This is a genomic window from Dyadobacter subterraneus (genome assembly GCF_015221875.1).
GTDB classification, from domain to species: domain Bacteria; phylum Bacteroidota; class Bacteroidia; order Cytophagales; family Spirosomataceae; genus Dyadobacter; species Dyadobacter subterraneus.
Genome location: NZ_JACYGY010000001.1, coordinates 3,066,173 through 3,084,171, shown reverse-complemented (window position 1 = coordinate 3,084,171; position 17,999 = coordinate 3,066,173). Strand labels below are relative to the sequence as shown.

The following is a 17,999-nucleotide window of genomic DNA, read 5'->3' as shown; positions in this document are numbered from 1 at the left end:
GATCATAACGCGACGTTTTAATTCAAAACACTGGTTATTAACACGTTTGTAAATTAAAATTTTATTATGGGAAGTAGCTTCATGTACCTCTCTTAATTTCAAAACTTCAACTCTTTTAAGCCGAAATATCGGTTAAGTTGAATTTATTTTAGGATCATGTCAGCATTGAAGATTCATTTCACCCTAATCTTAAATTTCACCGTTAACATTAAACAATGAAAACATTAGTTTGTGAGGCACCTGGAAAGTTCAGTTACCAGGATTTCACCATACCTTCGTTAACAGAAAACCATACGATTTTAAGAATTAAAAATATTGGTATTTGCGGGACGGATTTACATGCGTATCAGGGCAGACAACCTTTTTTTAATTATCCAAGAATACTGGGTCATGAATTGGCCGGAGAAATTATCAGCACACACGGAGCATCGGATTTTTCAGTGGGGGAAGCTGTCACTTTCCTGCCCTATTTCAACTGTGGACATTGCATTGCCTGCCGCAATGGAAAGACCAATTGTTGCAGCCAGATGAAAGTCTTCGGGGTGCATATTGATGGAGGAATGTCAGAATACATTTCGATACCTACAAATAAACTTGTTCATGCAGAAGGACTTAGTTATGAAGAACTGGCTTTGGTAGAACCTCTGGCCATTGGTGCTCACGCTGTCCGCCGTGCAGAAGTTTCTTCGCGGGATACCGTTTTAGTCATTGGTGCTGGTCCGATCGGTTTGGGTATCATGGAATTTGCAAGAATTGAGGGCGCCAGAGTTATTGCACTGGATATCAACGATTCACGTCTGAAATTTTGTGAAGAAAAAATTCAGGTTCCGCATTGTATCAATGGAGCGACGCAAAATGTCGTGGAAGAACTTTTCAGGATAACGGAAGGCGATATGCCTACCATCGTAATTGATGCCACCGGAAATTTACAGGCTATTAATACCGCATTTGATTATATATCTCATGGCGGAAAATACGTTCTGGTGGGTCTGCAAGGCGGGGAAATCAGTTTTAGTCATCCTGAATTTCATAAAAGAGAAGCCACTTTGATGAGCAGCCGAAATGCGGTAAGATCCGATTTTGAGCATGTCATAAGCTGCATGAAAAGAAAACTTATCAATCCATTGAATTACATTACACATCGTGTTGATTTTGAACAGGTCAAAAGTAATTTTGAAAGCTGGCTGGATCCGGCCACCGGTGTCATCAAGGCTATGGTTTCAATGGGTTAATTCAACACTTTTTATTGTAAAGATTGTCATAAATGTAAATGAGCCTATGGATATTTTTTTAAAAAGGTTAACCGCTTCGTCATTCATCACTTTATTATCCTTTACCTCCTTCGCCCAGAAACAGTCGGAGTTAAAACTTTGGTATAAACAACCCGCCAAACGGTGGGTAGAAGCGTTGCCAATTGGTAACGGACACATTGGAGCAATGATTTTCGGAGGTGTCGAGCAAGAGCTTTTGCAGCTTAATGAGAGTTCACTCTGGTCGGGTGGACCGGTGAAAACGAATGTAAATCCGGCATCTGCATCCTACCTTCCGAAAGTCAGAGAAGCGCTGTTAAAAGAAGCGGACTATCAGAAAGCAAACGAACTGCTAAAAAAAATGCAGGGACTTTATACCGAATCGTACATGCCAATGGGCGATTTGAAAATAACCCAGGATCTGAAAGGACAAAAACCAACCACGTATTACCGCGACCTTGATATTGCAAATTCCATTTCGACAACAAGCTTTACAATAGATGGTATTGTCTATAAAAGAGAAGTTTTCACTTCGGCTCCTGACAATATTTTGATGATGCGAATTTCAGCGTCAAAACCAAAACAGCTAAATTTCATTGTCTCAGCCAGCAGCCAATTACACTACAAATTGGAAGCTACGGCCACAAAGGAATTGCTGGTCAACGGAAAAGCACCTGCGCATGTCAATCCCAATTATTACAATCCAGAAGGCCAGCAGCCTATTGTTTATGAAGACCCGAACGGCTGTAACGGCACACGTTTTCAGTTCAGAATAAAAGCGGTGAGCAAAGACGGGACTATTTCCACCGATACTTCCGGAATTCATGTAAAAGATGCATCCGAAGTATTTGTTTTTTTGGCATCCGCAACGAGCTTTGACGGTTTTGACAAATGCCCTGACAAAGATGGTAAAGACGAAAAGTTATTGGCTAAAAACTATCTGGATAAAGCTTTGGCTAAAAGTTATACGGTGTTAATGAAACGCCATCTTGACGATTTTCATACTTACTTCAACCGGGTGACTTTCGAGGTAGCTGACAGTACTGCCAATAATCCAAACGTAAAACTTCCTGCCGATGAGCGACTTATGGCTTATTCAAAAGGAGCTTACGATCCAAAACTTGAAACGCTTTATTATCAGTATGGTCGTTACCTCCTGATTTCGTCATCCCGTGCTGCTTTGCCTGGCGTTCCTGCTGGTCCGCCTGCCAATTTGCAGGGAATTTGGAACAAAGAAATGAGACCGCCATGGAGTTCCAATTATACAATTAATATCAATACCCAGATGAATTACTGGCCGGTGGAAGTTACCAATCTGTCAGAAATGCATACACCTTTGCTTTCCTGGATCAAGGATCTATCCCAAACCGGAAAAGTGACAGCCAAAGAATTTAATGGTGCAAAAGGCTGGGTAGCACATCACAATGCAGATATTTGGGGAATGTCAAATCCTGTGGGAAATGTTGGAGATGGCGATCCTGTCTGGGCAAACTGGTATATGGGCGCCAATTGGTTATGCCAGCATTTATGGGAGCATTACCGGTTTTCGGGTGATAAAACTTTTTTGAAAGAAAAAGGATATCCGGTCATGAAAGACGCCGCTTTATTTACGCTGGACTGGTTGGTTGAAGACAAAGATGGCTATCTGGTAACGGCGCCATCAACCTCGCCGGAAAACAAATTTAAAGACCCGAAAGGCGGAGAAGCTGCCGTTTCTATTGCGACAACAATGGATATTTCTATTGTATACGATCTTTTTTCAAATCTGATTGAAGCCGCGGATGTATTGGGAAATGATGCCGAATTTAAAAAGCTGCTGACCGAAAAACGGGCTAAACTTTATCCGTTAAAAATTGATAAAAGAGGCAGATTGCAGGAATGGTATAAGGATTTTGAAGAGACTGACACTTTGCACCGCCACGTTTCTCATTTGTTTGGACTTCATCCGGGACACCGGATTTCTCAGGACACTCCTGAATTTTTCCAGGCTGCAAAAAAGACACTTCAAGTACGAGGCGACGCCGGAACGGGTTGGAGTAAGGGCTGGAAAATTAATTTCTGGGCAAGATTACTGGATGGCGATCACGCTTACACGCTGATTCGTCAGTTGATGAAATATACCAACGAAGGAAACAATGAATATAAAGGCGGTGGCACTTACCCAAATTTTTTTGATGCCCACCCTCCTTTCCAGATCGATGGAAATTTTGCCGGAACAGCAGGGATGTCTGAGATGCTTATTCAAAGTCATTTGAAAGAAATTTATCTTTTGCCTGCATTGCCGTCAGCATGGAAAGATGGCCATATTAAAGGATTGCGGGCCCGTTCCGGATTTGAAGTTGATATCGACTGGAAAAATGGGAAACTGGTTAATTCCACAATCAAATCTTTAAATGGTGAGGTTTGCATTATCAAAACAAATGCACCGATCAAAGTGACGGGAGCCGTTTCAACTTCACAAAAAACAGACTCTGGTTATATCAATAAATTCCAGACGGAAAAAGGAAAGACGTATAAGTTATTGGCGGGTAATTAATACCTCAGTAAACTCAACTTCCGGAAATTTTCGGTTTTGAATTGGTAAAATCAGAAAGCCCGGTATAAAATGAGACTTCATTTTATACCGGGCTTTCTGATTTATGGCATTCCCGATATCAGCTACTTGTATTCAGTTATTTTACTCAATTGACAAATCCTGTTTAGAAAGCGACATTTTTTTCGGCTTTTAATCTAACTGGAAAAGGATATTTTGTTGAATCGGATAAATTTTTCCGGATATAATTTGAATTGGGATAATAGTAAGCCGGAAACATGCCTGGTGTCTTTGCATCTGCCATTAATCTTGACAGATTGTTAAACAAATCCAGAAACTTACCATTCAAAGCCGACGGAATAAATTTGATATAAGATACACCCTTATTATCTTTTTCCCGAACGGACAGACAGTACAGAAATCCATCATAGCGACCTTTCTGGGGAGGAAGTATTTTTACGGTATCCAGTTTCGAAAAATCGAGCGTATTAATAAGTGAAATTGTTGAATCGGGCAGACTGGTTTCGAAATATTTCTGTTCTTTTTTAAAACCATCTCTCCTTACCATTTCACATTTTCCAAGAGAATCGATTGCCCAGAAAGATTCTATATAAAAATCCCATTTATCAGGTATAGAATCATTTTCCAGATAGGAATACATTGTCAGGGATATATTTCTGTAATTAACCGATTCAGGTTTTTCTGACTTTTCATTACAGGAAATAATGCCCCCCGCCAAAACCAGAAAAATGCATATAGTTTTAAATTTCATGTAAAAGGTATTGTATCAATAATCAACATTTTGTTGTCTATTCAGTTCAAAGATATTTGATTAACATTTACAAAAAACGTATAACCTGCATTTTCATCATTTTTTGAAAATTGATGAGACAAGTATTTTTCCAAACATTTAATATTCAGGCTCACAAACACGGTTTGGCCAAAAAAAATCCTGTGGCCATAAAATCAAAACAAAACAAAAATATATCTGATTTTACGCTTGTTTTTAATTATATGTAACCGTAATTTGCTTAAATATGATTTGAGACTTATACAACAAATCAATTTTTAGCCATGAAAAAATACTTATATCTTCCTCTTATCCTTGTATGTCTCGGATGTAAAACGACCAGTAAAAATGAAACACCCGTTCCGGATGCTGATGTAAGCGGCAAATATCATGGGATTATTTCCATGAGTGACCTGATTGGTGTACCTAACATAAATCACTACAAAACTTCAAAGGACACATTGAACGTTACCGTCGAAAAAATTGGTGACAATTATATCCTGCATGGATTTGACACGGTTGATTTAACGGTACCGGTAAGCCAGCAAAAAGGCTGGAATATTCCAGTTAATATTAATGCATCAAGAGTTCTCAGCAGTACTATTTCATTCGCAGGCGATTCTCTTACGATTCAAGGAAACTGGCGTTATACCTATATTGAAGGACAATATGATAGTACGTCAATTAACAAACGGAATTATATTTTTGTTGGATACAAGAAATAAGAAAACTCTGATTTTCTGCTATAAAAAATTACGTTTTTTAGTGTTTTACTAAAAAACGCAATGAACTCTTTGCCAGTTATTATTTATTCTCGCTTGTCCCGATTCTTCTTGTGTTTTCTTTCAGGTTTTGAAATCGGGACAACCTCTTTCTCTGTCGACGGTTTAAACCAAACATCACTTTCCTCAGCCGCATCAGCTTTTTGAATATTATCCACGGCATTTTTCTGATCAGGTGTTACAACTTGTATCATCGTTCCGTTATTTATACCAATTGAATGTGTGCCATCAGGATTTACAATCGTGGATATGCTGCCATTATTGATCGCGGTTGAATGCGTTCCATTCGGATTTACAATTGTTGAGACATTCGATCCTGAATTAACTACGGTAGAATGTGTCCCGTTCGAATTTACTATAACTCCCGTAGTTCCTGAATTTATCACAACAGAATGTGTCCCATCCGCATTGACCACAATTCCTTGCGCATAGGTTACAATGGAACTTGTAATCAAAAATATAGAGATCCAGTATTTTTTCATGATGAGCAGCAGTTTGATGAATAGTTTAATTTAAAGATAATATTCAATAAAACCAAGTGCTAATAATTTTGAATCTCTGGTCAAACAACATTCTTCCTCATCAAAATACATTCAAAAACATTTCACGCGAATCATCCACCTTTCCCCGTCATTTGTAGCACAAAACACCTGTTTTATAAAATACCTTTGTTCATCTATTAGTCGCAACAAAAGGTTATATCAACAATGAAAAAAGCAGAAGCCATACGTTCCTCACCGACTATAAATCTAAAATCGCGTGAGGACATTATAATAAGTTATCTCACAATTTATGTTTTTAAAACAAATGTAAAGGAATTTGGTGACGCCCAGATTATTGCTAAAATACTTCTCTCACACTTTCCCGGCAGTGAAATCAGCTTCGATCTTGGCGATTGTGACAAAGTTCTTCGCATAAAACATCATGGAAATTTTGCATCTCAGGCAATAGAAATTGTAAAGCAGCACGGATTCAATTGTGAAGAACTGCTCGATTAGAAATTATAGTAAGGCTCAAAAATTCAACAAATTAAATGGCAAACGGACTAAAAAAAGCTGTATTTTCCCTGTTAGATAAGGCATTTACGCAGGAAGGTTTTGTACAGGCGATCAGAAAATGGCAACCGGAAACGATGTACGAAATTGATTTGCATTTACCGGACGTGGATATGGCTAAATGGACAACCATACCACGTCTGAAATGTAAAGTAGCAGAATATGAATACAGAGATTACACACCGGCGACATGGGACGTTAAAAAAAGAACATGCACCATGCTGATCGAAACGGATCACAACGGTTTCGGCAGCGCCTGGACGAAGAATCTAAGTGTTGGAGACATTATTCTTTTTTCCCCCGCACATGCTGCACAATTACCATCTCAATCCGGAAAAATAATATGTTTTGGTGATGGAAGTGCCCTGGGACATTTTCTTGCGCTCAAACAATTGACAAACAGAAAAGAATATCCGTTTGAGGCGGTCGTATTTTTGAATGAAAATTACTGGCTTCCTGATTTTTTCATATATGAAAATCCAGAATTTACGTTTGTGATGAAGCCGGGTACAGACAGTCTTGATAGTTTACATCAATACTCCGGAAATAAAACTCTGTCAGATTACAGCGCCATTTATATCGCGGGTTACATACCAATGGTAACCGGACTACGAAAAATCTTTAAAAAGAATCCATATCTTACCGCGAAAATTTTTGCTCATGGCTTCTGGTCTTAAAATTAAAGGAATGTCTGAAAAAATACCCATTTATCAGTTTGATGAATTAATGGAGAAGGGATCCGACATTTTCATCTGCAATTTTCTGGCAGAAGAGATTTTTCAATATGCCATCCAAGCTTCTGTACCTCATCGCCACGACCATTATTGCTGCTTTTTTGTTGAAAATGGAAATCTGGATTTCATGATCGATTTCCAGCCTGTGCTCATCAAAGAACAATCGATACTGATTTCCTATCCGGGCCAAGTGCATGAAGTGGTAAAACATCAGACTGGCAACGGCTGGGTTTTGGCATTTGACGCCAAACTGGTGAATGAAAACGCGAGGCTGATTATAGAAGAATCACTTACAAAAGTGGCGCTCATCAATTTAAGTGATGAAGAAAATGATTGGTTCAAAAAACTTTTTGAGCTTATACATTCAGTTATCAATACAGAAAAACAAGCTATGTTTCAGCCGCAGCTCATTAGGTCGCTCCTGGATTCCTTTATTTACCAGTTTTCAATTTTATATCAGTTGCAGGAGAACACACGCATTCAGGAACACTCATCCCGAAATATTGACATCACCAAGAAATTTCGCCAGCTCTTACAGAAAAACTTTAAAACCATAAAGAAGCCTTCCGAATACGCGGAAAAAATGAATTTTTCGGTAAGTTATCTGAACGACACGGTAAAAGCGGTGACAGGATTTCCGCTAACTTATTTCATACAGCAGGAAGTTATTAATGAAGCGCAACGGTTATTGTACTATTCAGAAATGAGTATTAAAGAAATTGCTTATACGCTGGGTTACGAAGATGATAAATATTTCATTCGCTTGTTTGGAAAAAGCACGGGGTCGTCGCCAGCCGTTTTCCGGAAAAATAAAACAGCACGGTCTTTGTAAGAAATTCAGCTTTATTTAACCTTTTAAAACTAAAACAGCTTACCGCCTAATAACATCCTCAAACCAAATGGTCTTTTCCCCTACGGGTATTATTCCAAAAAAGTACAGAAATTTTAATCTGTCACACTTAAATCGTGTCCGAATAAAAATTTATCGAAAATTTTCGCTTTGTAGATATTTTAATCGTTTATAAAATAAATTTTATCCAATATGTAATTTTTAAAATTCCCTCTACAAATCTTTTAAGGAAATACACTTTTATTCTTCCTATCAAATCAGGCATTTCAAATCAGTAGCCGTGTCAAAGAAATATACCTTATTCAAGTAAAAAAATGATATAAATATTTCCTGATTTCTTCTTCCTCATATCATGCCGATTAAATCTACGGTTAAATCTGAAAAAACAGAATCTTCGAATTCTTATATCCTTAGATTTTCTTGCGCTTGCCTGATTCCCTTTTTATCTCAATTCGATTAGCAAACTTCCACTCAACGTATATACTATTGAGTAAGTTTATACCATTAAGGGTATTACTTGGTTGTAAAATATCCGAAATAATTTTTCATAAATCTGATAGTGAGATATATAGCATTCTCAACTTCTATTGTATCTGGTACACTACTTATTAATGACTTTTTAATGTGGAAATGCCGGCGCAACATGCGAAATTGGCATACCGGATAATAACAGGTACCATTCTCAGCATTGACACTAAGACTCAGAATGCTACCTTTGAACAGTAAATAATTACTCGACAAGTATGGAACACTTCATCGCACATACGTTTCTAGTACATCCACATCCACTGGAATGTGAAGCCGTAGCAGACTGGCTGCGTAAAATATCCTATGTTGAACTGGTAGGCAAAGGCAGCTCACTCGACCATCTTATCCAGCTTCCATATATCAAAGACATTGACGTAATTGTTGTATTTGCACATCAGACTGAAAACCTGGCTGAAAAGATCCTGAAAATCCGAAAACTGCATCCCAGGCTAAAATTTCTGCTGTTGGCACCAAGTCCGTCGCCTGAATCAGTAAGAGAAGTTGTCCGCTCAGGGGTGAGTGGTTATATTGTTTTTGAATCGGAATTACATGAGTGGGAACTTGCTTTCCGGGCCGTTTCGCAGGGAAGAGTTTATTATGGGCAGGAAGTAATGTTAAGGCTCGCGGAAAGTTCAGTTGAAACATTTTTAGTAGAACCCGAACCTACAACGAAAGATTTTTTAAGTAAGAGAGAAATTGAAATTTTAAGACTGGTTGCTAATGAGTATACCACAACACGCATTGCAAGTGAACTGTGTATCAGCGACAAAACAGTAGAAAGCCACCGCAGAAACCTGTTTCAAAAGCTGGGAGTAAAAAATTCGGTAGGGCTGACCAAAATTGCTGTCAGAATGGGAGTTGTCTGATTTTCTGAAAAAATCGTCGTGGAAAACCCTTAAAACTGCGCAAAAATTAAATGTAAATATCAGGGTATTTGCAGATAAATTTCAGGGTATCTGCCGATTGAAATGGCGCTTGTAAGGTTGCAACTTTGTCTAAGTGTTTTACTTATGGAACTGACAAAGCGCGAACAGGAAATTTTAGACCTCATCATGGAGGAGCTCAGCTCAAAGCAGATTGCTGAAAAGCTTGAAGTAAGTATTTCTACCGTTGAAACATACAGGCGCAGCCTGTTCAGAAAATTTGGAGTACGCACTGTTATCGGGCTTGTGAAAGCAGCCATGAAATTAAATAATTAACCGGCGAATAAAGAGTATGGCGAAATTTCAGCACTTGGCAGTAAATTGGGTCGATGGAATGAAAATATCCAGACAACATTTTGTTGAAACGGATCATTACCATACCGAACAAGTCCGCCAGATGCAGGCTGCGACGTTGACGCCATATAATTACGGACTTTTAGCAGAAAAAGACGGCAGCGAATCCTTACAAATACAAATCCTGGGAGATGCCAGTCAGCAGATAAGAATTAAAATAAGCCATTGTTTTGCGATAACACCCGATGGCAGCCTGATTGAAATTAACCAAAAAAATGAACTGACAACCGATACTTCACTTGGTGAAATATTTGCAAAAAATCATTTACAAGCAAATCAGAATCAGACGTTTTACATCGTCATCAGTGTTGATTTATTTGAAAGAACATTTTTTGGCAGTCCGGTAGAAAATGAAATTCCAATGCGCCATCCCTACACTTTGCCTGGGTATAGCGTAAACGTGGTTCCTGCGGAAACGATCAACAATCAGCAATGGTCCGGACCTAATCTGATCGTTGGAAAAATAGAATATAACAATGCAGAATTGAAAGTTATAAACGAATACATTCCGGCATCAGGAACGATAAAAAGTCATCAGGGATTAAAGGATTGGTATAACCGTTTTGGTGCTTATTTAAATGATATTGAAACATATTCATTTCGTATTGTTCAGAAAATCAAGATAAAAAGCCAAAAAAGCCCTTTGTCTGACAGCATACAGATAATGGTTGAAAGGCTGATCAATGTACTCGTTACAAACAACGCAGTATTTCACAGAATTACACCTTATCAAACGCCGCTGGAAATGATTGTAGTGATGATACAACCGGTACAAAGTATCCGTGCATCACTGGAATCCCTGACCGATCGTGAGAAGGAAGAAGTTCTGGGTTATTTGGGAGAATGGGCAGAAGAGTCGCCCGGCGGACTTGAAAAGTGGATTCTGAACATGATTCAGGTGCCATATGATCACAATGAAATAGCTTCCAGTCTTAAAATAACGGACAACTTTTTTAGTATCTGGACAGCCTTGTTTTTAAAATTAAGCCAGCTGGAATTTATAGGAAAACGGAAGGGACAACAGGTTTTCATAATCGAAAGCCCGGTCCACGAAACACCCGTTCAACCCGAAAAGCAGAAATCCAGGTGGAGCCCTCTTTGATGCAGTGATTTTGAAAGAGTATTGTTTTTGACGATCCGACGGCCACAAAAATCCGTCGACAGGATAACTATGTACTAAACATTAGCAAAAATGGAGCCGGTTAATAAAAACCAGAGAAAATCCGCTATCGGAAAATTCATTGGCATTTACGCACTTTCACTCAGTTTTCCGGTGCTGGCAGTGTACCTGCTTCTGCGCGTACCAGGCTCCGTAACAGAATCTGAATCAAATCTTTACAAGGAAATCGTGCAGGAACAATCTCCATTGCTGGTTGATACGGATACATTAAGCCAGATTTCGCGCAAACTAATTCAGCAGGACGGAATTTACAGCAGCGCAACCGATGAGATGGCCAAAGCAACGGCACGCACCCAGCTTGTAGATATTGAAAGCAGGATCAATTCGATCATGAGCCATTTTAATATACTCGCTGCCTCTGCCAAAAGTGAACAAAACAGGAGACTTTCGAGTGGGGTTGCAAAACTGACGGAAGCACTTGTTACTTACCGCCAAACCATCAGTGAACTCAGACGCACGCTCGATAGCAAAGGAATTGACATGCAGGTAGTTAATGATCTTAGAAATCAGATTAACATGAAAGACCTGGAAATAAAAGGAATGGAACGTCAACTCATGGCCGGTGCGGGCGGAGCCGGAGGTGGCGGCGGAGGTGGCGGAGCTGATCCCGCAAAAGAATTGCAGGCAAAACTGGCGGCCGCACAAAAAGATCTTGACAACTGCCGGTCGTCGAAATCAGGAGGCGGCGGAACGGATGCGGCAGCGATACAAAAACAACTGGATGAATGTCTTTCTGCCAAAGCAGGAACTGGTGTGACCTATCGCGAATGGCTGCGATATTCAGAAGCCGAAGGTTATTATCAATTGCTCACGCAGGGAAATCTCCGTAAAAACGACAGAAAAGTATATTACGACCAGGCCAAGCAGATTTTTGATGGCCTTCAGCTTTCAACCAATAATAAAGAAATGAAATCGAAAGCACTTGAGAGACTGATCGGATTACAGAAAAACCAGCCGTAGTACAAATTTATAAACTCCTCATCTTGAAAAGGTAATGCATTGTGGCCTGGCCAAGGAATGAACAAAAAAACGTTTTCGATTTTAACGATCAATTCATGCAAACCGAAGCACTTAAATACGCCATTACCGTTGCGCAATCGCTTGCCCGCGAATACCGGCAAGAGCGTTTTGGACCCGCTCATCTTTTAATGGGGGTTCTGCATAATGATGCAGGCCTTGCCTCTGAGCTCGTCATGGCACAAAAAGATGTTGCATACCTACGGGATTGGGCAGAAGTAAGATTAGAGGAAAGTCCGAAATCCATAAAAGTACCGGAATCGCCCCAACCGGATTCCCTGGCAACTTCTTGCCTGGAACTTGCAGAGTTAATTTCTTTGCAATTGAACCGGGATACAGATCCGCTTTGTGTGCTCGCGTCACTTTTAAAACCAGGTGTAGGTTTTTCCGCCGAACAGCTCAAATCGCTTCCGCTTACACAAAAAGAAGTTTTGGCCATGAGCCAGCAAACGGCTGGTGATCAGGCTCCGGATAATCAGGATGAAAAAACAATATCCGGAAACGGTCCCGGTAATACAGCGAAACCGGCATCCGGTTTTCTTGAAAAATATACTTCCGACAAAACCAAAAGAGCTGCCGAAGGCAAAATAGATTCTGTAATTGGCCGCGACCGGGAAATCAGACAAATGGCTGAGATTTTGGGAAGAAGGAGTAAACCAAACGTAATTTTGATTGGCGAGCCCGGTGTAGGAAAATCTGCTTTGGTAGAAGGTTTCGCACAACTCATTACTCAGAAAAAAGTGCCCTTGTTGTTGCAAAATGCCCGTTTACTTGAACTTGATACAGGCGCACTTGTGGCGGGAGCCTCTTACAAAGGTGAAATTGAAGAGCGCCTGAAAGGAATTTTGAATGAGTTGAAGAGTCTGGATAAAGCAGTTTTATTTATTGATGAAATACATATCCTTCTTGATCCGAAAGGCTCAGTCGGCGCGGGTGTTGCGCAACTTTTAAAACCTGAACTTGCCCGTGGCGAATTGACACTGATCGGTGCAACGACACCGGAAGAATATCGAAAATACATCGAAAAGGACGAAGCATTCAGCAGAAGATTTGAAATCCTGCACGTTGATGAACCTGACGAAGCCACCGCTATTCGTATGATCCAACACATTATACCGGTGTATGAAGCGCATCACAATTTGAAGCTTGAAGAAGAAACGATCAGCGAAGCCGTTAAACTTTCTAAAAGGTATCTTAAAGAACGACGACTGCCGGATGTTGCACTGGATCTGCTTGACAGAACCATGGCTGCGATGCGGCTTATGGAAGAAGTTTCTGAAAACGAACTGACCGTTCTTCAAACAGAACTTGATGCTTTAATGGCTGTTGATGAAGCAGAAAGAGTTCATGAATTGCGTTGGTTTTTAAGGCAACTACCCAATCGCCTCAGTCCACTTTTGGTTGGTCAGCTCGACCAGCAGGATGAAGAACTTGATACTGCTGAAAGTATTTACACCCATCTTACTACCAAACTTTCGGCATTACAACAACTGGCATCCAGACATTCCCAAAGTGTTGGGAAACAGGAAATTGCTGCGGTGATAGCACATAAAACAGGAATTCCGCTGGGCAAACTTCAAAGCTCTGAAAGAGATAAATTGCTGGGAATAAATGAGGTATTGAAGAAAAGAGTCGTTGGTCAGGATCAGGCTGTCAAGGCTTTGAGCGAAGCTATACTGGAATCAAGATCAGGATTAATTAAGGCCGGACAGCCGATTGGATCTTTCTTTCTTTTAGGTCCGACGGGAACCGGAAAAACAGAAATTGCAAAGGCACTTGCGGATTTTCTTTTCAACGACGAATCATTTTTGATCCGTTTTGATATGTCTGAATTTAAGGAAGAACATTCAGCAGCTTTGCTTTACGGCGCTCCTCCGGGTTATGTCGGTTATGAAGAAGGCGGACTTCTGGTGAATAAAATTCGACAAAAACCTTACTCGGTGGTACTGTTTGATGAAATTGAAAAGGCTCATCCATCAGTTTTTGATTTGTTTTTACAGATTCTGGATGAAGGAAAACTGCACGACAGGCTTGGAAAAGAAGGTGATTTTTCAAACGCGGTAATTCTTTTTACTTCCAATATCGGGCAGGAGAAAATTGTAGAGCAGTTTAATCAGGGAAGTTTGCCAAAATCATCCGATCTGATGGATATCATGGCAAAACATTTCCGCCCTGAATTTCTGGCCCGACTTACCGAAATTGTCCCGTTTGCGCCAATTTCAGAAGAAAACGTTGTGAAAATATTTGACATCCATCTGAAAAGTCTGACCGATCTGATGGAAAAACAGGGAATTACACTGCGAATGACCGACGAAGCAAGAAAACATATTGCCATGCAGGGATTTACGCCGCGTTATGGAGTGCGTCCATTGAAAGGTGTGATCCGGAATATTTTAAGAAGACCTATCAGCCGGATGATAATTTCCGGTGATGTTGGCAAAGGATCCGTGATTATCCTGGATCTGGACAGCAGCGGTGAGGTCATTTGGAAAACAGAAGAAAACGAAGTTACGCAGGAAGCTTAAATTTAAGATCATGGCAAAATGGGATTACAAGTTTGACTACGAAAATATTTTTGAAAATCCGGACACCGAAGATGAAATATATTTTGCCACAAACGGAAGACCCATTTGTGCGTTGCGGCTCTACAATTTTGTGACAGACAGTGATAAGTTAATTGAAAATCACAAGGTTGGAATTTATAAATACATTTTTACGCCTTTGAGATCACAGACGGATTACTGGATTAATCTTGTAGGTTATGCGAGTAAAATTGGTGATCGCGGATACAATTCAGACTTATCTCTGAGAAGATGCGCTGAGGTGCAAAACGAAATTTTGACAGGTAAAAACAAGCTCTATGTAGCTGAATTCCGCAGGAAAGTTGCGCGTGGATCAGATGCAAGTACAGATGCGGCAGACGATGATTATGGATATTGGCGGTCGGTGAAGATTTATGCGCACAAGGGCGCTCCCCCATTTCCAAATCCACAACCCAAACCTGTTCAACCGGCATTTGTTGATCAGAAATTTCAAATACAATTGATGGGTGGACAGTCGGTATCATTATTTAAAATGCTGGGAAGGGATAATTACACTTTTAAAATAAAAAATGTCGAAACGAACGAAACAGCATGTTTTTTATACACCGGCACTTCCATTTCCGTGGGCGGCCCAGGCTCTCCGGTATCGTGGAGCGGCTCGGGTCCATGGGCAGGTTTTACAATATCAACCAGGTTTAAAATGTCCCTGGATGATTTTGATGATCTGATCGTTTCGCTGGCACAGCAACCCGGCGTAACCATGGGACAGGATTCTGTCATGGGCAAGTTTATTCTGGATTTTAAAAGAAATGATAACAAACAGCTGGTCATTCGGGAGGTGATGATAAATCCGTCTTCGGTAACCATTTCATCCGACTCCGGATATGGTATCTCCACTGCTATAAGCGCAAGCAGCGGCCGGCTGAGGAAAATCGAATGTCCAAGAGATCCGTCTGCACCGGACTGGGCTTAGTTCAAAATTGAAAATAGTATGTTCACTTTTAACGAAAACGTATGAACATTCATCTTTTTATAAAAGGCAGAAAATGGGATTCATGCCTATTGCCTATCGACGACAACGCACACGAATTAATCCTTCAGTTCAGGATCCATTTGGTGCGTATCGAACCCGGAAGTCGTTTTTATACATCCGAAACACAAGCTTACGGAGATGGTATTGTTCATGATTTATATGGCACCTATCGCCTCAATGCATGGACAAATCTAGAATGGGAGACATATAAAAGAGATTTTGTAAATGTCGTGAGGAGGCATTGGAGCGACAGGTTTATTCTGGACCCGAATAAACCATGGTACAGACCCAGAGCAGGAAGCGCGCTTACTCCGGCAAATATCGTTTGCAGCCTGTCAATCCAGCTGGTTGATACAGCAGCACAGGCTCATCAGACCTACCGTATCATACACCCGCGTAAAACCGATTTCAGATCTTACGTGGATGAAAACAACCGTTCGGGCATATTCACACATCTGGATCTGGAATCTCACTGGAATGACAGGGATACAAAAATAGGACGCGTAAAACACAGTGTGAGCTTTTTACAAACCACTGTTAACCACGAATTTGGACATACATTAGGTCTTGGTCATGTAAATGGTGCCGGAAACAATGATTCGAATTACGGACTTACATTGGAACAACGCGAAAATCAGATGGGTATGGGTGGATTTTTAACAGCCAGCCACGCAAAACCCTGGATAAACCGCTTGAAATCACATCTGGTCAATCAAAATCATTACGATACAACGGTTCATTTCAAAGGCCGGGTTGCTACAATGCAGCTTATTGAATATTGGGACAACGATTGGCAGCCACCTGCAACAGCAAACAAGACCACCTAAGAAGCACCGATTCAAAATAACAGAAGAAGTATAACAGATTAAGCCATGCACTACCACATCGTCATAAAGGCAGATAATTGGGATTCAGTTTTGTTGCCGCTGGATGATAATACACTGGCACTCTTAATCCAGGTGCGTGTTTTTTTTACAAAAAATAGAACCTTCCGAAGTACATGAATTTGGTTTACTGACTTGTGATGGAAAAGGAACGGTTAAGGAGAAAGATTCCGGACACGTGTATTTCCTGGATCCCTGGAATCTGAATGAATGGCAGAATTTCCCTCAGGAATTTAAAAAGACAGTGACAAATTACTGGGATAACCAGTTTGATTTAATTCCTAACAAGCCCTGGTTTAAAACGGCAAAAGGACTTACGGCAGCAAAGATTAATTGCGGAGTAGCCATTGAAATAATGACAACAATACCGCAGCAGGCACATGTGAAATTTATGGTTTTTAATACGAAAAAAAACCAATGCCAATCAGGAGCCATATTGATAATGGTGTAAAACCAAAAGAAGGGTTTATCAATAAAAGTGATACGAAAATAGAATGGGTAAACTGGGTCCCCCACATATATAGAAAGGAGCATATTGTTACAAAAATCAATGGCCATCCACATGCGGTTGATTATTTACAAAATGGACTTGCTCATGAATTTGGGCATATTTTAGGACTGCACCATGTAAGTGGTGATACCAATGAAGGAGCGTCATACGGCGAAGGTAATGTATATGATGCGGATTCGATAATGGGGATAGGAATGGGAATGAGAGACAAGTTTTCGGATCCGTGGATAAAACGCCTGAATCAACATCTGATCAAACAAAATGTAAGTGATACGAAGGTTACATTTTCAGGAAAAGTCAAAACCCCGCAGCTGTTAGGCTTCTGGGACAATGGGGAATTGAAAAATGTCGGGAGCGATAAGTGGATATTTAAAAGAATGTTTGGCCAATGAAAGCTGACAGATTACTTATTTGTGACATGGACTTTGCCGGGAACAATCAGTTCGACGCGGCGGAAAACATCTATTTTGCTGCCAGTTCCGATAGTACAGAAGGAATTCTGCAAACGGCTGCAAGTATTATTTCACGAAAAAAAATAGTCAATGTGTTTTTGATCGTTCATGGAGTATCTGTGGTCAGTATCGAAAGCTACGAAGGACGTTCACGGGAAGGCGGATATTCCCTCCCTGACAAAGTCGGTGGTTTTGGCTTACATCTTGGTGCTGATATTATTACAGTCACAAACGATTTCCTATTTAGAAAATGGGCTAATCTGGGAGTTAAAAATATTGTCTTTCTATCCTGTTCGGCAGCCAACAGCGATCCTAAAAAAGTAGGCGGATGGGGTGATGGAAAATTGATGCTTCAAAATATTGCCAATGCAGCGGGAGCAACAGTTTATTCCTCTGACGCCACTCAATACATTGACGGAGATTGGGAGGGAGATATGTTCAGGTTTCGGCCGCACTCCACAAGCAGAGGAAGCCGGGTATTGCGACCCTACCCGGCAATATTAAACAGGACTTTTGCCAGTTACACGGAGAGTATTGAAGAATAAATAAAGAATTGGTTAGGATTTAACATTCAAATCCG

Annotated in this window: 18 protein-coding genes; 16 read left to right on the top strand and 2 right to left on the bottom strand. The window is 40.4% G+C overall.

All coding sequences use genetic code 11. The features are described from left to right. The first annotated feature begins 215 nt into the window (after positions 1-215). Together IEE83_RS12670 and IEE83_RS12665 are read left to right on the top strand one after the other, a co-directional pair. Positions 216-1,232, top strand: coding sequence for a zinc-binding alcohol dehydrogenase family protein (locus IEE83_RS12670; protein ID WP_194120937.1), 1,017 nt, complete (start codon positions 216-218; stop codon positions 1,230-1,232). A gap of 46 nt (positions 1,233-1,278) precedes the next feature. Then, complete coding sequence (locus IEE83_RS12665) at positions 1,279-3,786, top strand: glycoside hydrolase family 95 protein (RefSeq protein ID WP_194120936.1); 2,508 nt, start codon at positions 1,279-1,281, stop codon at positions 3,784-3,786. Positions 3,787-3,949: 163 nt separating this feature from the next. Here the strand turns inward: IEE83_RS12665 and IEE83_RS12660 are convergent, their stop codons facing one another. After that, complete coding sequence (locus IEE83_RS12660) at positions 3,950-4,555, bottom strand: hypothetical protein (protein WP_194120935.1); 606 nt, start codon at positions 4,553-4,555, stop codon at positions 3,950-3,952. Between the two features lie 302 nt (positions 4,556-4,857). Between IEE83_RS12660 and IEE83_RS12655 the strand changes: the two genes are divergently transcribed. Then, complete coding sequence (locus IEE83_RS12655; protein WP_194120934.1) at positions 4,858-5,298, top strand: hypothetical protein; 441 nt, start codon at positions 4,858-4,860, stop codon at positions 5,296-5,298. A gap of 83 nt (positions 5,299-5,381) precedes the next feature. Here the strand turns inward: IEE83_RS12655 and IEE83_RS12650 are convergent, their stop codons facing one another. Next, the gene (locus tag IEE83_RS12650) at positions 5,382-5,837 is read right to left on the bottom strand and encodes a hypothetical protein (RefSeq protein WP_194120933.1); all 456 of its coding nucleotides are present in this window, start codon (positions 5,835-5,837) and stop codon (positions 5,382-5,384) included. 225 nt (positions 5,838-6,062) lie between these two features. Here IEE83_RS12650 and IEE83_RS12645 point away from each other — a divergent pair, with 225 nt between their 5' ends. The 13 genes from IEE83_RS12645 (at position 6,063) to IEE83_RS12585 (ending at position 17,964) form a co-directional block, all read left to right on the top strand. Continuing rightward, positions 6,063-6,353 (top strand): hypothetical protein, encoded by a 291-nt coding sequence (locus tag IEE83_RS12645; protein WP_194120932.1) that lies wholly within the window; start codon positions 6,063-6,065, stop codon positions 6,351-6,353. A 35-nt stretch (positions 6,354-6,388) separates the two neighbouring features. Next, positions 6,389-7,087 carry a ferredoxin reductase domain-containing protein gene (locus IEE83_RS12640; protein ID WP_194120931.1) on the top strand — a complete coding sequence of 233 codons (699 nt, stop codon included), beginning with the start codon at positions 6,389-6,391 and terminating at the stop codon, positions 7,085-7,087. A 10-nt stretch (positions 7,088-7,097) separates the two neighbouring features. After that, entirely contained in the window at positions 7,098-7,976 is an 879-nt protein-coding gene (locus IEE83_RS12635) for an AraC family transcriptional regulator (protein ID WP_194120930.1), read from the top strand. Positions 7,977-8,737: 761 nt separating this feature from the next. Continuing rightward, positions 8,738-9,388 carry a response regulator transcription factor gene (locus IEE83_RS12630; protein ID WP_194120929.1) on the top strand — a complete coding sequence of 217 codons (651 nt, stop codon included), beginning with the start codon at positions 8,738-8,740 and terminating at the stop codon, positions 9,386-9,388. Positions 9,389-9,490: 102 nt separating this feature from the next. Continuing rightward, positions 9,491-9,721, top strand: coding sequence for a response regulator transcription factor (locus tag IEE83_RS12625; protein ID WP_194120928.1), 231 nt, complete (start codon positions 9,491-9,493; stop codon positions 9,719-9,721). A gap of 16 nt (positions 9,722-9,737) precedes the next feature. Beyond that, the gene (locus IEE83_RS12620) at positions 9,738-10,901 is read left to right on the top strand and encodes a hypothetical protein (protein ID WP_194120927.1); all 1,164 of its coding nucleotides are present in this window, start codon (positions 9,738-9,740) and stop codon (positions 10,899-10,901) included. A 90-nt stretch (positions 10,902-10,991) separates the two neighbouring features. Further along, a complete protein-coding gene (locus IEE83_RS12615; RefSeq protein WP_194120926.1) occupies positions 10,992-11,939 on the top strand; it encodes a hypothetical protein in 948 nt (315 codons plus the stop codon). Between the two features lie 95 nt (positions 11,940-12,034). After that, the gene (locus IEE83_RS12610; protein ID WP_194120925.1) at positions 12,035-14,521 is read left to right on the top strand and encodes an ATP-dependent Clp protease ATP-binding subunit; all 2,487 of its coding nucleotides are present in this window, start codon (positions 12,035-12,037) and stop codon (positions 14,519-14,521) included. A 10-nt stretch (positions 14,522-14,531) separates the two neighbouring features. Beyond that, positions 14,532-15,512 carry an OmpA family protein gene (locus tag IEE83_RS12605; protein ID WP_194120924.1) on the top strand — a complete coding sequence of 327 codons (981 nt, stop codon included), beginning with the start codon at positions 14,532-14,534 and terminating at the stop codon, positions 15,510-15,512. A gap of 41 nt (positions 15,513-15,553) precedes the next feature. Continuing rightward, a complete protein-coding gene (locus tag IEE83_RS12600) occupies positions 15,554-16,399 on the top strand; it encodes a M10 family metallopeptidase domain-containing protein (RefSeq protein WP_194120923.1) in 846 nt (281 codons plus the stop codon). A 136-nt stretch (positions 16,400-16,535) separates the two neighbouring features. Beyond that, positions 16,536-16,907: a hypothetical protein gene (locus tag IEE83_RS12595; protein WP_194120922.1), complete on the top strand. Its 372-nt coding sequence runs from the start codon at positions 16,536-16,538 to the stop codon at positions 16,905-16,907. Then, positions 16,874-17,359, top strand: coding sequence for a M10 family metallopeptidase domain-containing protein (locus IEE83_RS12590; protein WP_194120921.1), 486 nt, complete (start codon positions 16,874-16,876; stop codon positions 17,357-17,359). Before IEE83_RS12595 ends, IEE83_RS12590 begins: the two co-directional genes overlap by 34 nt. Continuing rightward, a complete protein-coding gene (locus IEE83_RS12585) occupies positions 17,356-17,964 on the top strand; it encodes a hypothetical protein (protein ID WP_194120920.1) in 609 nt (202 codons plus the stop codon). The genes IEE83_RS12590 and IEE83_RS12585 overlap by 4 nt, the downstream gene beginning before the upstream one ends. Positions 17,965-17,999: the final 35 nt, after the last annotated feature.